This window comes from Paenibacillus sp. JT22N12 (assembly GCF_056269365.1).
In genome coordinates this window covers 107,192-123,755 of sequence record NZ_JBWDNU010000013.1, presented here as the reverse complement: position 1 = coordinate 123,755, position 16,564 = coordinate 107,192, and the positions used below count along the sequence as shown (strand labels likewise).

The 16,564-nt window shown below is 51.4% G+C and carries 20 protein-coding genes and 1 pseudogene; 17 read left to right on the top strand and 4 right to left on the bottom strand.

Annotated features, from left to right (window positions below):
* The first annotated feature begins 18 nt into the window (after positions 1-18).
* The 4 genes from AC0YOA_RS31370 (at position 19) to AC0YOA_RS31355 (ending at position 3,832) form a co-directional block, all read left to right on the top strand.
* Positions 19-2,205, top strand: a complete 2,187-nt coding sequence (locus AC0YOA_RS31370) for an alpha-galactosidase (protein ID WP_475789949.1) — start codon at positions 19-21, stop codon at positions 2,203-2,205.
* A gap of 168 nt (positions 2,206-2,373) precedes the next feature.
* Entirely contained in the window at positions 2,374-2,733 is a 360-nt protein-coding gene (locus AC0YOA_RS31365) for a phage holin family protein (RefSeq protein WP_210037595.1), read from the top strand.
* Between the two features lie 215 nt (positions 2,734-2,948).
* On the top strand, positions 2,949-3,326 hold the full coding sequence (locus tag AC0YOA_RS31360) for a YhjD family protein (RefSeq protein WP_379112747.1): 378 nt from the start codon (positions 2,949-2,951) through the stop codon (positions 3,324-3,326).
* Between the two features lie 125 nt (positions 3,327-3,451).
* Positions 3,452-3,832: a cupredoxin domain-containing protein gene (locus AC0YOA_RS31355; RefSeq protein ID WP_210037597.1), complete on the top strand. Its 381-nt coding sequence runs from the start codon at positions 3,452-3,454 to the stop codon at positions 3,830-3,832.
* Between the two features lie 138 nt (positions 3,833-3,970).
* Here AC0YOA_RS31355 and AC0YOA_RS31350 read toward each other — a convergent pair whose 3' ends face one another.
* A complete protein-coding gene (locus AC0YOA_RS31350; protein ID WP_475789948.1) occupies positions 3,971-4,222 on the bottom strand; it encodes a hypothetical protein in 252 nt (83 codons plus the stop codon).
* Positions 4,223-4,341: 119 nt separating this feature from the next.
* Between AC0YOA_RS31350 and AC0YOA_RS31345 the strand changes: the two genes are divergently transcribed.
* From AC0YOA_RS31345 to AC0YOA_RS31335, 3 genes are all read left to right on the top strand, one after another.
* Positions 4,342-4,629: a Dabb family protein gene (locus tag AC0YOA_RS31345; protein ID WP_475789947.1), complete on the top strand. Its 288-nt coding sequence runs from the start codon at positions 4,342-4,344 to the stop codon at positions 4,627-4,629.
* 82 nt (positions 4,630-4,711) lie between these two features.
* Positions 4,712-5,137 carry a DUF86 domain-containing protein gene (locus AC0YOA_RS31340; protein WP_475789946.1) on the top strand — a complete coding sequence of 142 codons (426 nt, stop codon included), beginning with the start codon at positions 4,712-4,714 and terminating at the stop codon, positions 5,135-5,137.
* Between the two features lie 169 nt (positions 5,138-5,306).
* On the top strand, positions 5,307-5,972 hold the full coding sequence (locus AC0YOA_RS31335; protein ID WP_379112744.1) for a helix-turn-helix transcriptional regulator: 666 nt from the start codon (positions 5,307-5,309) through the stop codon (positions 5,970-5,972).
* Positions 5,973-6,127: 155 nt separating this feature from the next.
* Here AC0YOA_RS31335 and AC0YOA_RS31330 read toward each other — a convergent pair.
* Positions 6,128-6,247, bottom strand: a pseudogene (locus tag AC0YOA_RS31330) (MerR family DNA-binding transcriptional regulator); the annotation flags it as partial.
* A gap of 49 nt (positions 6,248-6,296) precedes the next feature.
* On the bottom strand, positions 6,297-7,073 hold the full coding sequence (locus AC0YOA_RS31325; RefSeq protein WP_475789991.1) for an SDR family oxidoreductase: 777 nt from the start codon (positions 7,071-7,073) through the stop codon (positions 6,297-6,299).
* 231 nt (positions 7,074-7,304) lie between these two features.
* Between AC0YOA_RS31325 and AC0YOA_RS31320 the strand changes: the two genes are divergently transcribed.
* Together AC0YOA_RS31320 and AC0YOA_RS31315 are read left to right on the top strand one after the other, a co-directional pair.
* Positions 7,305-7,811 (top strand): DUF948 domain-containing protein, encoded by a 507-nt coding sequence (locus AC0YOA_RS31320; RefSeq protein WP_475765124.1) that lies wholly within the window; start codon positions 7,305-7,307, stop codon positions 7,809-7,811.
* A 1-nt stretch (position 7,812) separates the two neighbouring features.
* Entirely contained in the window at positions 7,813-8,214 is a 402-nt protein-coding gene (locus AC0YOA_RS31315) for a YtxH domain-containing protein (RefSeq protein WP_475789945.1), read from the top strand.
* Positions 8,215-8,270: 56 nt separating this feature from the next.
* On the opposite strand, the gene AC0YOA_RS31310 is transcribed toward AC0YOA_RS31315, so the two are convergent.
* Positions 8,271-9,173, bottom strand: a complete 903-nt coding sequence (locus AC0YOA_RS31310) for an AraC family transcriptional regulator (protein ID WP_475789944.1) — start codon at positions 9,171-9,173, stop codon at positions 8,271-8,273.
* 207 nt (positions 9,174-9,380) lie between these two features.
* Between AC0YOA_RS31310 and melA the strand changes: the two genes are divergently transcribed.
* The 8 genes from melA to AC0YOA_RS31270 all read left to right on the top strand — a co-directional run bounded on the left by melA (position 9,381) and on the right by AC0YOA_RS31270 (position 16,408).
* Positions 9,381-10,682 carry an alpha-galactosidase gene (melA, locus tag AC0YOA_RS31305; RefSeq protein WP_475789943.1) on the top strand — a complete coding sequence of 434 codons (1,302 nt, stop codon included), beginning with the start codon at positions 9,381-9,383 and terminating at the stop codon, positions 10,680-10,682.
* 260 nt (positions 10,683-10,942) lie between these two features.
* Positions 10,943-11,767 (top strand): glutamate racemase, encoded by an 825-nt coding sequence (racE, locus tag AC0YOA_RS31300; RefSeq protein WP_475789942.1) that lies wholly within the window; start codon positions 10,943-10,945, stop codon positions 11,765-11,767.
* A gap of 163 nt (positions 11,768-11,930) precedes the next feature.
* On the top strand, positions 11,931-13,148 hold the full coding sequence (locus tag AC0YOA_RS31295) for a M14 family zinc carboxypeptidase (RefSeq protein ID WP_475789941.1): 1,218 nt from the start codon (positions 11,931-11,933) through the stop codon (positions 13,146-13,148).
* Positions 13,149-13,349: 201 nt separating this feature from the next.
* The gene (gene fur, locus AC0YOA_RS31290; protein WP_475765136.1) at positions 13,350-13,829 is read left to right on the top strand and encodes a ferric iron uptake transcriptional regulator; all 480 of its coding nucleotides are present in this window, start codon (positions 13,350-13,352) and stop codon (positions 13,827-13,829) included.
* A 211-nt stretch (positions 13,830-14,040) separates the two neighbouring features.
* Positions 14,041-14,283 carry a hypothetical protein gene (locus tag AC0YOA_RS31285; RefSeq protein WP_475765138.1) on the top strand — a complete coding sequence of 81 codons (243 nt, stop codon included), beginning with the start codon at positions 14,041-14,043 and terminating at the stop codon, positions 14,281-14,283.
* A gap of 108 nt (positions 14,284-14,391) precedes the next feature.
* Positions 14,392-14,694 (top strand): iron-sulfur cluster assembly accessory protein, encoded by a 303-nt coding sequence (locus AC0YOA_RS31280; RefSeq protein WP_210037611.1) that lies wholly within the window; start codon positions 14,392-14,394, stop codon positions 14,692-14,694.
* A gap of 43 nt (positions 14,695-14,737) precedes the next feature.
* Positions 14,738-14,959: a YuzB family protein gene (locus tag AC0YOA_RS31275; RefSeq protein ID WP_210037612.1), complete on the top strand. Its 222-nt coding sequence runs from the start codon at positions 14,738-14,740 to the stop codon at positions 14,957-14,959.
* Positions 14,960-15,163: 204 nt separating this feature from the next.
* Complete coding sequence (locus tag AC0YOA_RS31270) at positions 15,164-16,408, top strand: DUF445 domain-containing protein (protein ID WP_475789940.1); 1,245 nt, start codon at positions 15,164-15,166, stop codon at positions 16,406-16,408.
* Positions 16,409-16,564 lie beyond the last annotated feature (156 nt).

Below are 16,564 nucleotides of genomic sequence, written 5' to 3'. Positions count from 1 at the left end.
ATAGGAGGACGGGCAACCATGACGATTCGTTTCGATGAAGAACACCAGCTTTTCCATTTGCAGACTCCATCAATGAGTTATATTTTTCAAGCATTGAAAGGTTATCCGACCCAGCTTTACTGGGGACGCAAAATAAAACAAGCCCATCCCGGGCGGCTGCTGGAGCGCGTTGAGCGGGCATCCTTCAGCTCCAACCCGATCCGGGAAGACCGTACGATTTCACTGGACACGCTTCCCCATGAATATCCGGGCTACGGCACGAGTGATACGCGTACGCCGGCCTATGAGGTGCTGCTGTCCAGCGGTGCAAGCGCGACGGAGCTTCATTATGTGACCCACCGGATAGAAGCGGGCAAACCGATGCTTGAGAATCTGCCTGCCGTGTATGCGGAGAACGATCAGGAAGCGCAAACCTTGATTGTCGAGCTGGCCGATGAGCTGGCGGGCTTGAAGGTGGAGCTGTCCTATACGGTATTTGAGAAATTCGACGCCATCATCCGTTCTTCAAGGATTATGAATATCAGCTCTGAAGCGATCAGCCTGAAGCGTGCGCTCAGTGCCAGCGTCGACCTGCCGCATGACCGCTATGATATGCTGCAGCTGTCAGGCGCCTGGACGCGTGAGCGCTACATTCACCGCCGCGCTTTAGTGCCGGGCACGCAATCAGTCGAGAGCCGCCGTGGCTCCAGCAGCCATATGCACAATCCGTTCTTTGCGCTCCTCTCCAAAGATGCCGCCGAGGATCAGGGCGAGGTGTACGGCTTCAGTCTGGTCTACAGCGGAAGCTTTGTCGGCGGGGTGGAGGTGGACCAATTTCACACCGCCCGTGCCTATTTGGGAATTAATCCTTTCGATTTCTCCTGGCTGCTTGAGCCTGGAGAGTCGTTTCAGACGCCGGAAGCGGTTATGGTCTTCTCTGCGGAAGGTCTGGGAGCCATGTCCCGCACCTATCATGAGCTCTACCGCACGAAGCTGTGCCGCGGGGCATACCGCGACGCGGCCCGGCCGATTCTGGTCAACAACTGGGAAGCCACTTACTTTAACTTCAATGCCGATAAGATTGAAGCCATCGCCAAAGCGGGTAGCGAGCTTGGCATCGAGCTTCTGGTTCTGGACGATGGCTGGTTCGGACGCCGCGACAGCGACAATAGCTCGCTCGGCGACTGGGTGGTCGATAAGAAGAAGCTGCCTGCCGGACTTGCCGATCTGGCAGAGCGGGTGCGCAGCCAGGGCCTGCAGTTCGGCCTCTGGTTCGAGCCGGAGATGGTCTCGCCGGATTCCGATCTGTACCGCGCCCATCCGGACTGGTGTCTTCATGTCGCGGGCAGACGCCGTTCGGAAGCAAGAAGCCAGCTTATTCTGGATCTCTCCAGACAGGATGTGCAGGATTACATCGTTCAGTCCGTGAGCGATATTCTGCAAAGCGCTCCGATCACCTATGTAAAATGGGACATGAACCGCAATATGACAGAAATCGGATCGGCACTGCTTCCGGCGGACCGCCAGCGCGAGACCGCGCACCGATATATGCTGGGTCTCTACAGCGTTCTCGAAAGAATCACTACGGCTTTCCCCGATATTCTGTTTGAGAGCTGCTCCGGCGGGGGAGGACGCTTCGATCCGGGAATGCTTTATTACATGCCGCAAACATGGACAAGCGATAATTCGGATGCCATCAGCCGTTTGAAGATTCAGTACGGCACAAGCATCGTCTATCCTGTCAGCTCGATGGGGGCCCATGTGTCGGATGTGCCCAACCATCAGGTGGGACGCAATACGCCGCTGAAAACCCGGGGAGATGTGGCGATGTCCGGGAATTTCGGCTACGAGCTTGATCTTACGCTGTTTGACGATGCCGAGAAGACCGAAGTGAAAGGGCAGATTGCCCTGGTCAAGGAGATCCGCGAGCTGACTCAATTCGGTTTGTTTTACAGGCTGCTCAGTCCTTTCGAGGGCAATGAGACGGCATGGATGTTTGTGTCCGAAGATCAATCCGAAGCACTGGCTGTCCATGTCACAGAGCTTAATGAACCCAATGCCCGCCTGGACCGGCTGCGGCTGAAGGGGCTTGATCCGGACCGCACTTATGAATGGATCGGGAAGGGTGAGTTTATCGGCGGCGATGAGCTGATGCATGCCGGTATAGTCAAACCGCAGGCAAAGCATGATTATGCCAGCGTCATCTACCGCTTCAGAGCGGTTTAACGCGGCAAAGTCGGTCATACGTTTTAGGATTCTAGTAAATATGTGTTTGTCCCGGGTCATTGCAACGGACAACCTTAACCACTCCTGCATATGGTGTTAGTGACATGACATCATTGTGGGGGAGTGGTAATCTTGCAGCAGCTTGTTATATGTTCAGCGTGTGCGGTAATGGGTTCTACCCTGATGTTTGCTTATGGCATATGGCCGGAGTCGCTTTCCTTGCTGCTCGTAGCCATGGGTGTTGATTATTTGACCGGTGTTACCGCGGCGTTGATGGAGAAGAAGGGACTGAGCAGTCTGGTGGGGTCCTGGGGTCTCGCCAGGAAAGGCATCATGCTGCTGGTCATTCTGCTTGCTCACCGCATTGATATTTTGCTTGAGCTTGATAATATCGCAATGGGCGGCGCCATTTACTTCTACCTGGCTAATGAGCTGATTTCCATCACCGAGAACCTGGGCAGAATCGGTGTGCCGATGCCGGAGCGTTTGCGCGATCTCATCCAGGTGCTGAAGAACAAAAAAGATTAAAACCGTATAACTAATCCTTCTCATGGCCAGCCTTATAGGGCTGGCTTTTTTTGACCTTATAGAATGGATAAGTTTCACGCCTCTATATGTCGCTGCAAGAGGAAGGTGATAGCCCGTTCTTCTTACGTGTTATCTCCTCCTTGCATAAGCGGGGCTCCTGAGCTATAATGGGAACAAATGTTCTTGTTTAGTGGGATTGAGATATGGAGGGGTCCATGATGGCCATCGATATGAGCTCGCAGCCGCCCGTTCAAATCGGCAAAGAGCTTGAATTAGTCAAACGTTATATTCTGCTTGGCATTCTGATGCTTATTCTCGATCATGATATTCGCGTCGTCGGCTCCGCGGCGACGAAGCTGCCCAGAGTGTACGAGTCGATGCTGCGCGGGCTGCAGGATCGTGTCATGCTGGAGCTGGCGGCTCTGCGCCGGCAATTTCGCGAAAGCGGGATTCACATTTATGAGGAGAAGCGTGGAGACGGCGGAATTACGACCAAATATATCTGCCAGGGTTATCATCATGAATTTTCACTCCGCTGGACTTTTATCCGTGCCGAGACGGAGCGGCTTTTAAAGACGTACATGGTCAAATAACGTTCATCGTTTTGTCAAAAAACAAAAAAATTTTATCCCTTTATGCAGTTTAAGGTTGAGAATAACGGACGATCTTAGGTAATATAGGGAGTAGACATTCTGATGACGAAGGGGAGCAAGGAGCAATGAAGTGGATTATGTTTATCATTTTCGCAGCAGCCTCACTTTTAGGCGTTTTTTTGCTGACAACTCAGCTTCCGGACAAACCTGTAGATGAAGCGGCTTCTCTGCCGCCTGGCACATCGCTCTTGAAGGTGGAAGCATCCAGTGATTTCGTTTATGACCAGAAAGAATACCATGTGAAAACAGGCGATAAAGTGATCCTGAAGCTTGTCAACAAAAGCGGGGTGCACGGATTGGCGATTCCCGAGCTGAATATTGACCTGCAGGGTGATAAATTGGAGCAAGAGGTTACGTTTGACAAACCCGGCACTTATGAATTGCACTGCTCCGTCATGTGCGGCGTAGGACATGCAGATATGAAATCCGTTATTATCGTGGGATAAACGGAAAAAAGGAGCCTCCAGGGCTCCTTTTTTTTGAAAAGATAAGCAATTGTGATTCCCATACCTTGCTTATCTTTCGAGGGGAATAACTTGCCTTGCCGCCGACAATAATGCCAGCCTTCTTGAATTCACGTTTGTTCAGGTTTGGCTCCGGCGTCTGTCCCGTGCGATCATCCAATCGCAGAACAGACCGATCAAGGCCCAGCTGATAATGGTCAGGAGATACATGAAAATCACATTCAGCTGATGGATATCCATGAACATGTCGGCGAACCAGCCCGGGACGCTGAACATGAAGAACACCATGTTATGGGGATCATATCCCGTATAGTTATAAAGGCATAAAGCAATGCCAATCAAGGTTGCTACGGTCGTAACCGGATAACGCACAGATAATCAGCCCCTTTTTGCAAAAGAATTGCCGATGGACGGCAGCTTAGGTTATTATGTGACAAAAGGGGTTTCATCATGCGGTACATAACTCATAATAAAAAAGGAGAGATTTTGTCATGATTACGCATATTGTATTTTTCAAATTGAAGGACCGTTCGCCGGAAAGCATTGCCCGCACGGTACAGGTGCTCAAAGATATGGAGGGCAAAATCGATGAGCTCCGGTCCATTGAAGTCGGCACCGATGTGCTGCATTCCGAGCGCTCCTATGACATTGCCCTGGTTACAAAAGTGGATTCCATGGAAGCGCTCGCGGCGTATCAGGTGCATCCTGTACATAAAAAGGTCATCGAGCATATAAGCGAAGTCAGGGAATCATCGGTGAGCGTCGACTACGAGAGCTAAGTCATCCGTATGGAGCTTGCAGCCCGGGATGGAAATAACTATTCGGCAACAACAAATGCAAAACAGGGCAGGGGCAGATAGCATGTACTATGTGAATCAGGAACAGATATCGGCCAGGCTGGACGTCATTCCGCAGCTTGTGGATGCGCTCGACATGATCGCCGAGGGCTGGGATGGCGGACTGCTCGGCGGGCTTGCGCAGGAGCGGGCGCTGCATTTGGCCATTGAGACAGTTACCGATATTGGGAGCTGTCTGATTGATGGATTCATTATGCGCGATGCCAGCAGCTATGAGGATATCATCGATATTATTGCGGGCGAGGGCGTATTTCCAGAGGATATCCATGGGACTCTGCTGGAGCTGGTTCGGCTGCGGAAACCGCTGGTGCAGGATTATTACGAGTGGGACAGAGCTCAGCTGCATCCGCTGTCGGTTATCCTTCCGGGTATCCTGCAGCAATTTCAATCCGCTGTACAAACCTATCTGGCGAAGGAATTGGGCGCATAAATACAGGAATCCAAGGCATTGGCAGGGAGAATGGACCCTGCCGGTGCTTTTTTTAATTGACCGATATAGGTCCCGCGATTTACGAAAGGTTAAAAGTACGATACAATGACGCTATCTAACGTACGGAAATTGCAGCAAGAACCGTGCGGCGCGCAAGGTGGTGGTTAAGGTGGAACAGGATGGCGAATATTTTGCACAGCAGGAGCTGCCTGCCCGGCATGAGGGATCGACGCGCCAAACCGTCCTCCTGCTGCTGAAGACGAAGGGGCAGATGAAGGCCGGTGATCTGGCGAAGCACCTTCAAATTACAGAGATGGCCGTCAGGCGCCACTTGAGCACACTGGAACGGGACGGACTTATTAAGCTTTCTATTGTAAGACAGGCAATGGGAAGACCTTCCCATATTTATCGATTGACCGAGCAAGCGGAGCATCTGTTTCCCAAGAATTATCATGTGCTGGCGATGGATCTGCTTCAGGAGCTGGAGGACGATCCGGATACTGCCGCTTTGGTAGACCGTTTGTTCGAAGGACGCAAGCGCAAGCTGATCGAGCGTTATGCGCTGCGGATGGAAGGCAAGAGCCTGCCTGAGAAGGTGACGGAGCTTGCGGCGATTCAGAATGACGGCGGTTATATGGTACAGCTGGAGCAGGATCAGGAAGGTTTCGTGCTGCATGAATATAATTGTCCGATTGCCCAGGTGGCAAGCCGTTACCAGCAGGCCTGCCAATGCGAGCTGGCACTGTTCAGGCAGCTGCTGGACACGGATGTGGAAAGAACGGAATGCCTGGCCAAAGGCGGGAGCAAATGCAGCTACCGGATTTCCGGAGGCTGACACGACAAGCCTGCCTTGATCAGGTGAACCAAGAAAAACTGCGGTTCAAAACAAACAAACACGGCAGCGACTGCCGTGTTTGTTTAATGATCAGAGGCTTCATGTTCGTTGGAATAGAAATCCAGTTTATGATCAATCATCGACATGAAGGACATGAGCTGTATCCCGTTCTCACTGCGCTTGACAGCAGGAAGAATGCCTTCCTTTTCATAATACCGCAGGGTATGGATCGATAATCCGGTCTCCTCGGCAACTTGCCCAATTGTATAACTCATTTATAAATCCACCTTGTATTTTACGCCTATTATAGCGCTAATCGGGCTTTTAGGAAAAGATTCCGGTGATGTGCCCGTTGAATGCCGTATCGTCCAATTCTTTTCTTAGCTTTAAAACCTCTTTTGCATCCTCGCCAACAATGTATCTCAATTGATTTGTACCGTCGGTTGCCGCCTCATAGATGATTTGGGCAGCGGACTCCGGAGGAGATTGGATACCATTGCCCATTTTTCCGAAACCGGCCCCCGCCTTATTCAGAAATTCCTGATATTCCGTCAGCGACTCATCGTTAAAGAAATCCATGGATCTTCCGCCAAAGTCGGTTTTTACCATACCAGGCTCGATCAATTTGACCCGGATGTTTTGCGGAGCCAGCTCATAAGACAGCGATTCGGTAAAACCTTCAACTGCAAATTTGGCTGCGTGATAAAGCGTCATTGCAGGGAAGGCCACTTTTCCGCCCATGGACGAAATATTGATAATGACTCCATCCTGCTTTGCTCTGAAATGCGGCAATAGCGCTTTTGTCATGCTCATTAGACCAAATACATTGATGTCAAATTGTCTTTGGATTTGTTCATTGGCAGCGGCTTCGAAGATGCCCATCGTTCCGTAACCGGCATTGTTAAGAAGAACATCGATCGAGCCAAAACGTTGTATGCCTTTTGCTACCGCCTCGTGAATCGTCTCTTTCTGCATCACGTCAAGCCTCGTCACCAGAACATTCTCTAAAGAAGTCAATTCGGTTTCAAGCTCGGGTGAACGCATGGTTGCGATAACATTCCAGCCTTTATCAGCAAAATGCAGGGCCGCGGCTTTTCCGATTCACGACGATGTTCCTGTTATCAATATGGTTTTCAATGATGTGTGCCTCCTTGGCATGTTGATTATTTTGACTGCAAACACATCATATCGTCTAGAGTGAACTCTAGGTCAATGGGTTTTTTATGATTTTTGAATTCTCATCTTTCTTTGTGTCAAGTCAAGCCCATGCTGCTTATACTGTGATTAGAAATGGGCATTAGTCTATTGCGCAGCAAAGGAGGACGAATCAGGATGTTGAACCTTTGGCTGACTGCGGCCTTTGTTGCCGCGTTTGTGATGCTGGTGCTGGGCGTGCTCCTATGGCTGAGGTCTGTGGACCGCAAGCTGGATCAGCTGGTCTATGCGGCGAAGGCTATGGAACGCCATGCTCAAGAAGCTGCCGCACAGACCTGTCAGCTCATGGGAGCAGCCTCGGACACAGTCAGGACGCTGCAGCACCAGCTTGATGGAGCATCCAAACTGTTCGAATCCGTACGGCGGATCGGTGAAACGGCGGACCAGACGACAAAAGCAATCAGCAGCTTGTCCGGCGCTTTGTCGCAAACGACAGAGCGGTATGTGGAAAATGCTGGCGGCAAATACCAGCGGCATATTGCCGGCGCGCTGGATTTGGCTGAAGTCGGTTATAGTGCCTGGCAGTTCTGGCAGACAAAGCGCAAAGATAACAAAGATTCCTCTGCATGCACGGAGTATGGAGAAGGGCACGCTACTAAAAACAATCCTAAAAGGAGCGATTGAAATGGGTAAATTGAATCGGAGAAGCAGTTTTATGTTTGGCGCGGTTGCCGGAAGCATCCTCGGATCGGTTACAGCGCTTCTACTTGCGCCAAAGGCCGGAAAGGAGCTGCGCCGGGATATTTCTGACGGCACACGGCAGGTAACGGACCGGACTGTAAGAGTAGTCACGCATGCCGGAGATTCCACAGCACGCATTGTCAAACAGGTGGGCAGCAAAGCCGCGATTCTGAGTGACAAGGCCAAGGATACAGCCGGCAGTGTCATCGGCAGCATCAGCAGCTGGCGCGGATCCCGGAAGGATGAACTGCTGGAGGGTATTGATCTTCCGGAGTTCGATAATACCAAGGAAGCGTTGAAGGATACGTTGGAGGAAGCCAAAGAGGAAATACAAACGATCCGCTAAAGTGTTTCCATATAGCAGATGCCGCATAAAGCGGCACAGTTAGGAGGGCAGGGCCGTCAAAGATGGCTCTGTCCTTTTTCCTGTTGTTGGGCCAGCAGTGACTGGCGGTGGCGCAAGCGGTATTCCGAGGGTGCCAGGCCATAGGTTTTGCGAAACTGTTTGGAGAAGTAGAGGGCATCCAGATAGCCCACGGAAGAAGCGATCTGATCAATGGACAAGTGATGCTGCCCAAGCAGCAGCTCGCGCGCCCGCTCCATGCGGACCTTCAGCAAAAATTGCATAGGCGAAACGCCGGTTACCTGTTTGAACATCTTGGACAGATGGGTACGGTGGTAGCCGAGTTTCCGCGACAAATCCTCAATGGAAATCTGCTGCGCGTATTGAAACGAAAGCCAGCGGACGGCCTGCTTGATCTGCCGCTCTATATCGGGAACAATGGTCAAGGAATTAAAGGCCAGCTTGCCTGCATTGCAGACCCCATATTCCTTAAGCAGGATACGCAGCAGGCCGCTTGCTTCCAGATCGGCCAGCTCCGGATACGGCGCCGTCTCCAGCGTATCCTTCATCCGGCGGTAGAGCTCCCGGAGAGGCCGCAGGTTATCGCTGTGAATAACAGGATTCAGCGGCGTTATGCCCATCGTCAGCAGAAGCGATTCCGCCATATGGCCTTTGAAGGCCACCCAGCGGTACGACCATGGTTCCTGGGCATCGGCGGTGTAGGAGAAGAGTACGTCCGGGAAGATGAAGAAGGTATCGCCTCTTGAGCATTCATACCGTAGGCCGTCGATTTCAAACACGCCCCGTCCGGAAAGAACGGTATGAACAAGATAATAATTATGAACCGAAGGACCGATCTGATGATTGGGAAAAGGCTTTCCCTCGCCTGCGAACAGGACGGATAATTCTCCATGCGCGGGAAGGGAATTGGACTTTGTCGATATTTTGTAATGATCCGCCATTGCAGCTCATTTCCTTTCAGGGAACAGTTTCATTTCAATCAGAAACATCTTCCCTAAGCGTATAATATAAAACTACATATGTCCATATTGATCACGCAATAATTCCTACTCAACCCTATGTTTTTTCATTTATAGTAGGGATAAGGCAATACATTAAACCGCTTTCTAAGGTTCTAGCTTCAGTCACCTATTCAAGGGAGGATACTCATGTCTAAAATTACGTTTCTTGGAGCAGGCAGTACCGTTTTTGCCAAAAATGTGCTCGGCGATTGCTTGAAGACGCCGGCGCTGCAAGGATTCGAAATCGCGCTGTTTGACATTAATCCGGAGCGGCTGTCCGATTCCGAAACCATGCTGAACCATATTAAAAACACGAGCGGCAGCACAAGCATCATCAAAGCCTATACGGATCGCAAGGAGGCGCTGCGCGGAGCCAAATATGTGGTCAATGCCATTCAGGTAGGCGGCTATGATCCTTGTACGATTACCGATTTTGAAATTCCCAAAAAATACGGTCTGCGCCAAACGATTGCCGACACCGTGGGCATCGGCGGGATCTTCCGCAATCTGCGCACCATTCCGGTTATGCTTGACTTTGCACGCGATATCCAGGAAGTCTGTCCTGACGCGCTGTTTCTCAACTATACCAATCCGATGGCCGTTCTGACCAATGTCATGAACACCTACGGAGGGGTGGAAACGGTTGGCCTCTGCCATAGCGTGCAGGCTTGCGTCAGCGGCTTGTTCGACAGCCTGGGCCTTGACAAGACGGGCGTAAAATCGAAAATCGCCGGCATTAATCATATGGCATGGCTGCTTGAGGTATCCAAGGATGGAGTCGACCTGTATCCGGAAATCAAACGCCGTGCGCGCGAGAAGCAGAACGAGAAGCATTGGGACATGGTCCGTTACGAAATGATGCTGAATTTCGGCTATTATATTACCGAATCCTCTGAGCATAACGCGGAATACCATCCATATTTCATCAAGAAAAACTATCCGGAGCTGATTGACCGCTTCAATATCCCGCTTGATGAGTACCCGCGCCGCTGTGTTGGCCAAATCAGCAAATGGCAGAAGCTCAAGGATGAGCTGGTTCATAATCCGGAGCTGCATCATGAGCGCACGCATGAATACGCTTCCTATATCTTTGAAGCGATCGAGACGAATGTTCCCTTCAAAATTGGCGGCAATGTAATGAATACGGGCGGTCTGATCTCCAATCTGCCGCGCGAAGCCTGCGTCGAGGTACCGTGTCTGGTTGACCGCAGCGGTGTGACTCCTACCTATGTCGGCAATTTGCCGCCACAGCTGGCCGCACTCAACCGTACGAATATCAATACCCAGCTGCTGACCATCGAAGCGGCGATCACGGGCAAGCGCGAGCATATCTATCATGCCGCGATGCTGGATCCGCATACCGGGGCCGAGCTGTCGATGGACGATATCCGCTCGATGTGCGACGATCTGATTGAAGCGCATGGCGACTGGCTGCCGAAATATAATTAATCCGAATCCATGCACAAGAACCGCCATCCTGTCAGGGGATTGGCGGTTCTTTTTTTGCATGCAGCCGCCGGTCAACGGCTCCGGGTACTCCATTATTTCAACTATCCATTGCGTCTGTCTGCTGCACATCGGAACAGTCGAATAGGGACCTGCCCGTTCTTGAACCTTGTCCTATTTTAGGCTAAGATGAAGGTACCTTTTCAAACCCGCGTACATATTCTATTGATGTCTCTTAAAACGAACAAGAAAGCGGTGTGTCTGTGCAGCAACCGATAGCAATACTGGATTCCGGCGTAGGCGGCCTTACTGTAGCCAAGGAAGTCATGCGTCAGCTTCCACGTGAGAAAATCATATATTTCGGAGATACGGCCCGTACGCCTTATGGTCCCCGGCCAGCCGACGAAATAACGCGTTTTACGAGAGAAATTGTGGATTATTTGATTCAATATCGGCCTAAAATGATTGTTATCGCCTGCAATACGGCAACAGCGGTGGCCCTTGAGGATATCCGCTCGCGGGTAGCCGTTCCAGTCGTGGGGGTTATCCATCCCGGAGCGCGGGCAGCCAACAGCTCCACGCAAACGGGGGTTGTCGGCGTAATTGGTACGGAAGGCACGATAAGCAGCGGAGCATACGAGAACGCCCTTAAGCAGCTTTCGCCAACCATTGAGGTCGTCAGTCTGGCATGTCCCCGTTTTGTAACGTTGGTTGAGCAGGGGAATTTTCGCTCCGAAGAGACGTTCAACACGGTAAAAACTTCCCTGGGGTCGTTGCAAGCAGGGAATTTGGATACGCTCATCCTGGGCTGCACCCATTATCCGTTTCTGGCTGAAACGATAGGCGAGGTAATGGGCAAGGATGTGAGGCTGATCAGCTCCGACGGCGAGACGGCCCGGGAGATCAGCACCATCCTCCATGACCGCAACCGGCTGGAGCGCAGCGAGGATATGCCGGTGCATCAATTTTTCTGCAGCGGCGATCCGGTAATGTTCAAGAAGATTGCACAGCAGTGGCTGGGCGAGCAAATCGAGCTCACTCCCATTGTATGGCAGGTCCCCCAGATTGCGAACCGGACTGTAGGTTGAAAATTCCAGGAAGATCCCTGCCAGAAGAATTGATCTGGTGCGGGTCTTCTTTTTTTTGGGTTGATATTCTCATAGTCATGCGGGAAGTGGGGTGTGCATAGCATGGGTCTAAAGGAGCCATGTCAGCTTATGCCGTCCATATACTCGCGAGGAGGTTTAAAATATGCTCCCTTACATCGTCCAGCAAGGGGATACACTGCTTCGAATTGCACGCAGGTTCGGGGTAAACAAGGAGTCGCTGCTCGCCGCAAATCCCCGGATAGCCGCTGCCCAGCAGCTGATTCCGGGCTTGCTGCTGTCTGTGCCTGCCCAGCATGAGACCGTTTATTGTGTTCAGCCCGGCGATTCGCTGCTGGGAATTGCCGGGCTTTTCTCCGCTGCTGTCCCCGGACTCGCCGCCGCTAATCCTCATCTGGATCTGAAGAAGCTGATCCCAGGTCAGCTGATAACCGTTCCGGCCGGGTCTTATGGCCGGATTATCGATGCCAGAGCCGAATATGGCCATGCCGAGCTGCAAAGGGATCTGGATGCGCTGGAGAGCGAGTATCCTTTTCTGGAGAGGACTGTTATCGGATACAGTGTGCTCCATAAGCCTATTCATGCTGTTCGTCTTGGAGAAGGCCCCCGTAAAATTCAAATCAATGCGGCCATGCATGCCAACGAATGGATTACGGCTCCGCTGCTGATGAGCTTTGTGGAGGACGCGGCCGATGCATGCGCTCATGGCAGGAATGTTGGCGGGGTGGATATACGCAAATTGATTCAGGGAGCTGAGGTCTGGTTTGTCCCGCTCGTGAATCCGGATGGCGTTGAACTGGTGCAGGAAGGGATGCGTCAGGATCACCCCTTTTTCTCTGAGCTTCTGCAGTGGAACCGGCAGTCGCAGCGCTTCGCCAAGTGGAAGGCCAATATACGCGGAGTGGATCTGAATGACCAATTTCCGGCCTTCTGGGAAGAAGAGGTGAGGCGGCGGGAAGCGTCAGGACCAGGTCCCCGCGACTATCCCGGTCCGGCCCCGCTGTCTGAGCCGGAAGCGCAGGCCTTGTACAGCTTCACGCAGGAACGGGAATTTGACATGGTAGTGGCCCTTCATACGCAGGGACAGGAAATTTATTGGAATTATCGCGGTTATGAGCCGGCGCAATCGGAACGGATTGCCCGCAGGTTGGCAAAGGCTGCAGGCTATAAGCCGGTCAAGCTTGGCGGGAGCGATGCCGGCTTCAAGGATTGGTTCATACATGATTTCCGCAAGCCCGGCTTTACGGTTGAGGTTGGCCTGGGCAGCAATCCGCTGCCGATCGACTCCTTTCCGGATCTGTACGATGAACTCCGGCCGCTGCTGCTGGCTGCTGTGGAAGCTGTGGCGCAGGAGGAAATCTGAACTGGCGGCGGCTCTTGATTCCGTATCGGCAGGAGGACAGGGCCGCTTCTTTACACCGATGCTCCAATGGACCCTGGCTTCTCCCGGATTCAGGGTCCTTCAGGAGCATGCTTGCGAGGCATAGTTGAAGGGGGAAGGCTTATTTGTTATAATGAATAGTAAATAGTAATTATTACTGAAAATTACAGAAAGCTGGTGGTTATGTTGAGCATACTGGATGAAGTTGGTGCGGCCAATCGACAGTTAATCGCCATGGGATATAAAGTAACGCGTCAGCGCGAAGCTACCTTGAGAGTATTGTTTGAGAATGAGACCGATCATCTCAGTGCCGAGGAAGTTTTTATGCTGGTCAAGAAAAGCAATCCGGATATCGGCCTCGCTACGGTTTACCGGACGCTGGAGCTGCTGAATGAACTGGATATTGTCGAGAAAATAAATTTTGGCGACGGTGTGGCGCGTTTTGATTTGCGCAGCAAGGATCACGAGCATATGCATCATCATCTGCTGTGCAGCGAATGCGGCGGAGTGAAAGAGATAAAGGACGACTGGCTGCAGGAGCTGGAAGAGCGGCTGGAGAAGGAATTTGGCTTCACGGTTTCCGATCACCGCCTGGAATTTACCGGGATTTATAAAAAATGCGCGAACAAGTCCTGCAAAAAAGAACGTAAAGCCGTATCCTGACAAGAAGCCTTTCCGGTGGGAGGCTTCTTTTTTTGTGTTATCCTTTTCTTCTATGCGCCTTAAGTCGTTGATTTGCTGCACAAGCATAGATGCTTGCCATATGGTAAACTTATATACAGCAGCAAGAAGCTTGGCTTCGGCGACTGACGGCGGACTCCACGTTTTGAGGCGGCCGTTCATTCTTCCGGTTTACAGCCCTTAAGGGAGGTTCATGATGAAACTTTTATCGCTCCGCCATTGGCGTCATGTGTTTGTCCGCATTTACCGCCTGCTTGTCTCACGGGATGTGAAGCTGATCCATAAGCTGCTATACGTCGTTCCGGTGCTGCTGTATTGGGTGCTGCCCGATGTCATGCCGTTCTTACCGATCGATGACATTGCCGTGACGATGATTGCGGCGGAAGGTTACACGCGGTACATGGAACGCAAATATGGCGACCGGCTGAAGCCGTAAATAAGTGAACGATTGTAAAAAATAGCTGCCGTACATAGTTGAACAATCAGTCCGGTTTCTTTAAAATAGGAAAAGACATGCTTGATCATAAAGGAGATGCTTATTCCAATGAAATGCAAAATAACCCGCAATGCCGCGAAGATTTTACGCCAGGAGCTGGACAACCCTGAAAATGCAGGAAAGCTGCTCCGTGTCTACATTACTCACTCGCATGGCGACCATGCTCACTATGGCATGCGCATGGACGATGCCGGAGAGAATGACGAAATTGTAGAAACCGACAAGGACATAACGGTCGTGCTGGAGAAGAACGTGGAGATGCTCGACGGCGTTAAAATTGATTATCTGTATTTGCCTCAGGAAGGTTTTGTCATCACGAACCCGGTTAGAGGCAATCACGGCGACCACTAATCAGCAAGGCTGATAGGCAATGGGAGATTGGGGAGACAGACGAATGGCTAATGACATTCGCATTTGCGATAAATGCAAGCATATCCGCACAAAGACGATGCTGCCGAAGCTGGCGCAGATAGCACCTGAAACAGAAGTGCGGGTAGCCTGCAAATCATACTGCGGACCATGCTCGCGCTTTGCTTTTATTTTCATTAATGGCCGCTATATCACCGCGCCGACCGAGGATGAAGTGATTGAAAAAGCGCGCAAATATGTAAAATAAAATCATGCCGGCCATCCAGCCGGTGTGCATGAAAGGCAAACGTCATCTTAGGCTGTTGACGTTTGCTTTTTCGTTATGAGGGTAATTGATCCTTGTAATCATCGGTCTTATTTGTGCTTGATTGCTTCCGCGTTGTAGAATGTTGTCAAGAGATGCTTAAACTGATTTATTTTTGCTTTGCAAAAACGCTGCAGGAGGCCGTATATGAACTCAAAGTACTTGGCGGGATTATCATTAGCCATTATGGCCGCCGGATTTCTGGTTACGTTATTTTTACCCGAGAATACGTTCGTTTTCCTCTTAAAGGGTGGCTTTGAAGCCGGATTGGTAGGGGGAATCGCCGACTGGTTTGCCGTCACCGCGCTGTTCCGCCATCCCTTCAGCATTCCCATTCCGCACACTGCGCTGCTGCTTAAGAATAAGAGCAGAATCATCCAGTCCCTGATCTCAGCGATGGAGAATGAACTGTTGAATAAAGAAAGCATCGAGAACAAGCTCAGCAAGCTTCATGTGCTGCGCATGGCTTCCACACAGCTGACCAAGCTGATGAGCAGGAAAAAAGCCAGAATTCAGATTCTCGATTTTCTGGTCCAGCTTATTGTCCGCCTTCCGCTGGAGAAAGCGGTCCCGGTTATTCAATCCTGGTTGGCGGCTTATCTGGTGAAGACGGATATGAAGGCTGTGGCGGAATCCGTGATCACCAAAGTCATGAACGACGGCTACGATGAGAAGGCGCTGGATTTTGTACTGGGCGAAGCGGCCAACTGGGCGGAGCGGCCCGAGACCGGCGTTATGCTGGGCAAGCTGGCACTAGAGAAGCTGTCTGAGGTCAAGGCGGGCGGATTCATGGGCTTTGCACTGCAGGCTTTCGGCGGACTGATGAATGAAGAGAAGCTCGGCTCGATTTTGCAGAATATGATTTCGAACGGGATCAAGGATCTGATGTTTAAGGAAAGTACATACCGGGAGCTGATCGTCCGGGAAATCCGGATCCAGCTGTTCCAGTTGGCCGATAACGACGAGAAGCTGAATGCAGCGAAGGATTGGGCGCTTGGCCGCATTGAAGGTGAGAGTGGGGAAGCGTTTCTGCAGGCGAGACTGGAAGATTTGCGGAGCCTGGCGCTGGCCAAGCTGGAGGAAGGACGTGCAAATGGCGGACGATCGTTATTTCGTGTCTACAGTGCCATCATTCGTCATCTGTCCCAGGAGCCCGAGAAAATTAATGAATGGGAAAACCGTCTGCTTGCGTATTTGATTCAATTGGTGGAATCCAACCATTTCCGCATAGGGCAGCTGGTGAAGGAAAATCTGGATCAGATGGACGATGCCGCATTGGTCAGCATGCTGGAGGAGAAGGTCGGTCAGGATCTCCAGTGGATTCGTGTGAATGGAGCGCTGTGCGGGTTTTTCGTCGGGATCATTTTGTCCTCCATCCAGTTGTTTACTTAAAGGTTTAAAAAGAAGCACCCGCATGGTCACGAAGCTGATGAAAATCAGCCTTTGGACGGCGGGTGCTTTTTCAAGCTTGCAGCATGTATAAGTTTCAGATAGGGTCTCAGGGAAGAAACCTGCTTCAGCTGCCAGAGGACGGCAGAGACGTTTCTT

Excerpts from the sequence above, each read along its gene's own strand:
- AC0YOA_RS31370 (WP_475789949.1), top strand. The coding sequence starts at position 19 with ATGACGATTCGTTTCGATGAAGAACACCAGCTTTTCCATTTGCAGACT.
- AC0YOA_RS31365 (WP_210037595.1), top strand. The coding sequence starts at position 2,374 with ATGGGTTCTACCCTGATGTTTGCTTATGGCATATGGCCGGAGTCGCTT.
- AC0YOA_RS31360 (WP_379112747.1), top strand. The coding sequence starts at position 2,949 with ATGATGGCCATCGATATGAGCTCGCAGCCGCCCGTTCAAATCGGCAAA.
- AC0YOA_RS31355 (WP_210037597.1), top strand. The coding sequence starts at position 3,452 with ATGAAGTGGATTATGTTTATCATTTTCGCAGCAGCCTCACTTTTAGGC.
- AC0YOA_RS31345 (WP_475789947.1), top strand. The coding sequence starts at position 4,342 with ATGATTACGCATATTGTATTTTTCAAATTGAAGGACCGTTCGCCGGAA.
- AC0YOA_RS31340 (WP_475789946.1), top strand. The coding sequence starts at position 4,712 with ATGTACTATGTGAATCAGGAACAGATATCGGCCAGGCTGGACGTCATT.
- AC0YOA_RS31320 (WP_475765124.1), top strand. The coding sequence starts at position 7,305 with ATGTTGAACCTTTGGCTGACTGCGGCCTTTGTTGCCGCGTTTGTGATG.
- AC0YOA_RS31315 (WP_475789945.1), top strand. The coding sequence starts at position 7,813 with ATGGGTAAATTGAATCGGAGAAGCAGTTTTATGTTTGGCGCGGTTGCC.
- AC0YOA_RS31310 (WP_475789944.1), bottom strand. The coding sequence starts at position 9,173 with ATGGCGGATCATTACAAAATATCGACAAAGTCCAATTCCCTTCCCGCG.
- melA (WP_475789943.1), top strand. The coding sequence starts at position 9,381 with ATGTCTAAAATTACGTTTCTTGGAGCAGGCAGTACCGTTTTTGCCAAA.
- AC0YOA_RS31295 (WP_475789941.1), top strand. The coding sequence starts at position 11,931 with ATGCTCCCTTACATCGTCCAGCAAGGGGATACACTGCTTCGAATTGCA.
- fur (WP_475765136.1), top strand. The coding sequence starts at position 13,350 with ATGTTGAGCATACTGGATGAAGTTGGTGCGGCCAATCGACAGTTAATC.
- AC0YOA_RS31285 (WP_475765138.1), top strand. The coding sequence starts at position 14,041 with ATGATGAAACTTTTATCGCTCCGCCATTGGCGTCATGTGTTTGTCCGC.
- AC0YOA_RS31280 (WP_210037611.1), top strand. The coding sequence starts at position 14,392 with ATGAAATGCAAAATAACCCGCAATGCCGCGAAGATTTTACGCCAGGAG.
- AC0YOA_RS31275 (WP_210037612.1), top strand. The coding sequence starts at position 14,738 with ATGGCTAATGACATTCGCATTTGCGATAAATGCAAGCATATCCGCACA.
- AC0YOA_RS31270 (WP_475789940.1), top strand. The coding sequence starts at position 15,164 with ATGAACTCAAAGTACTTGGCGGGATTATCATTAGCCATTATGGCCGCC.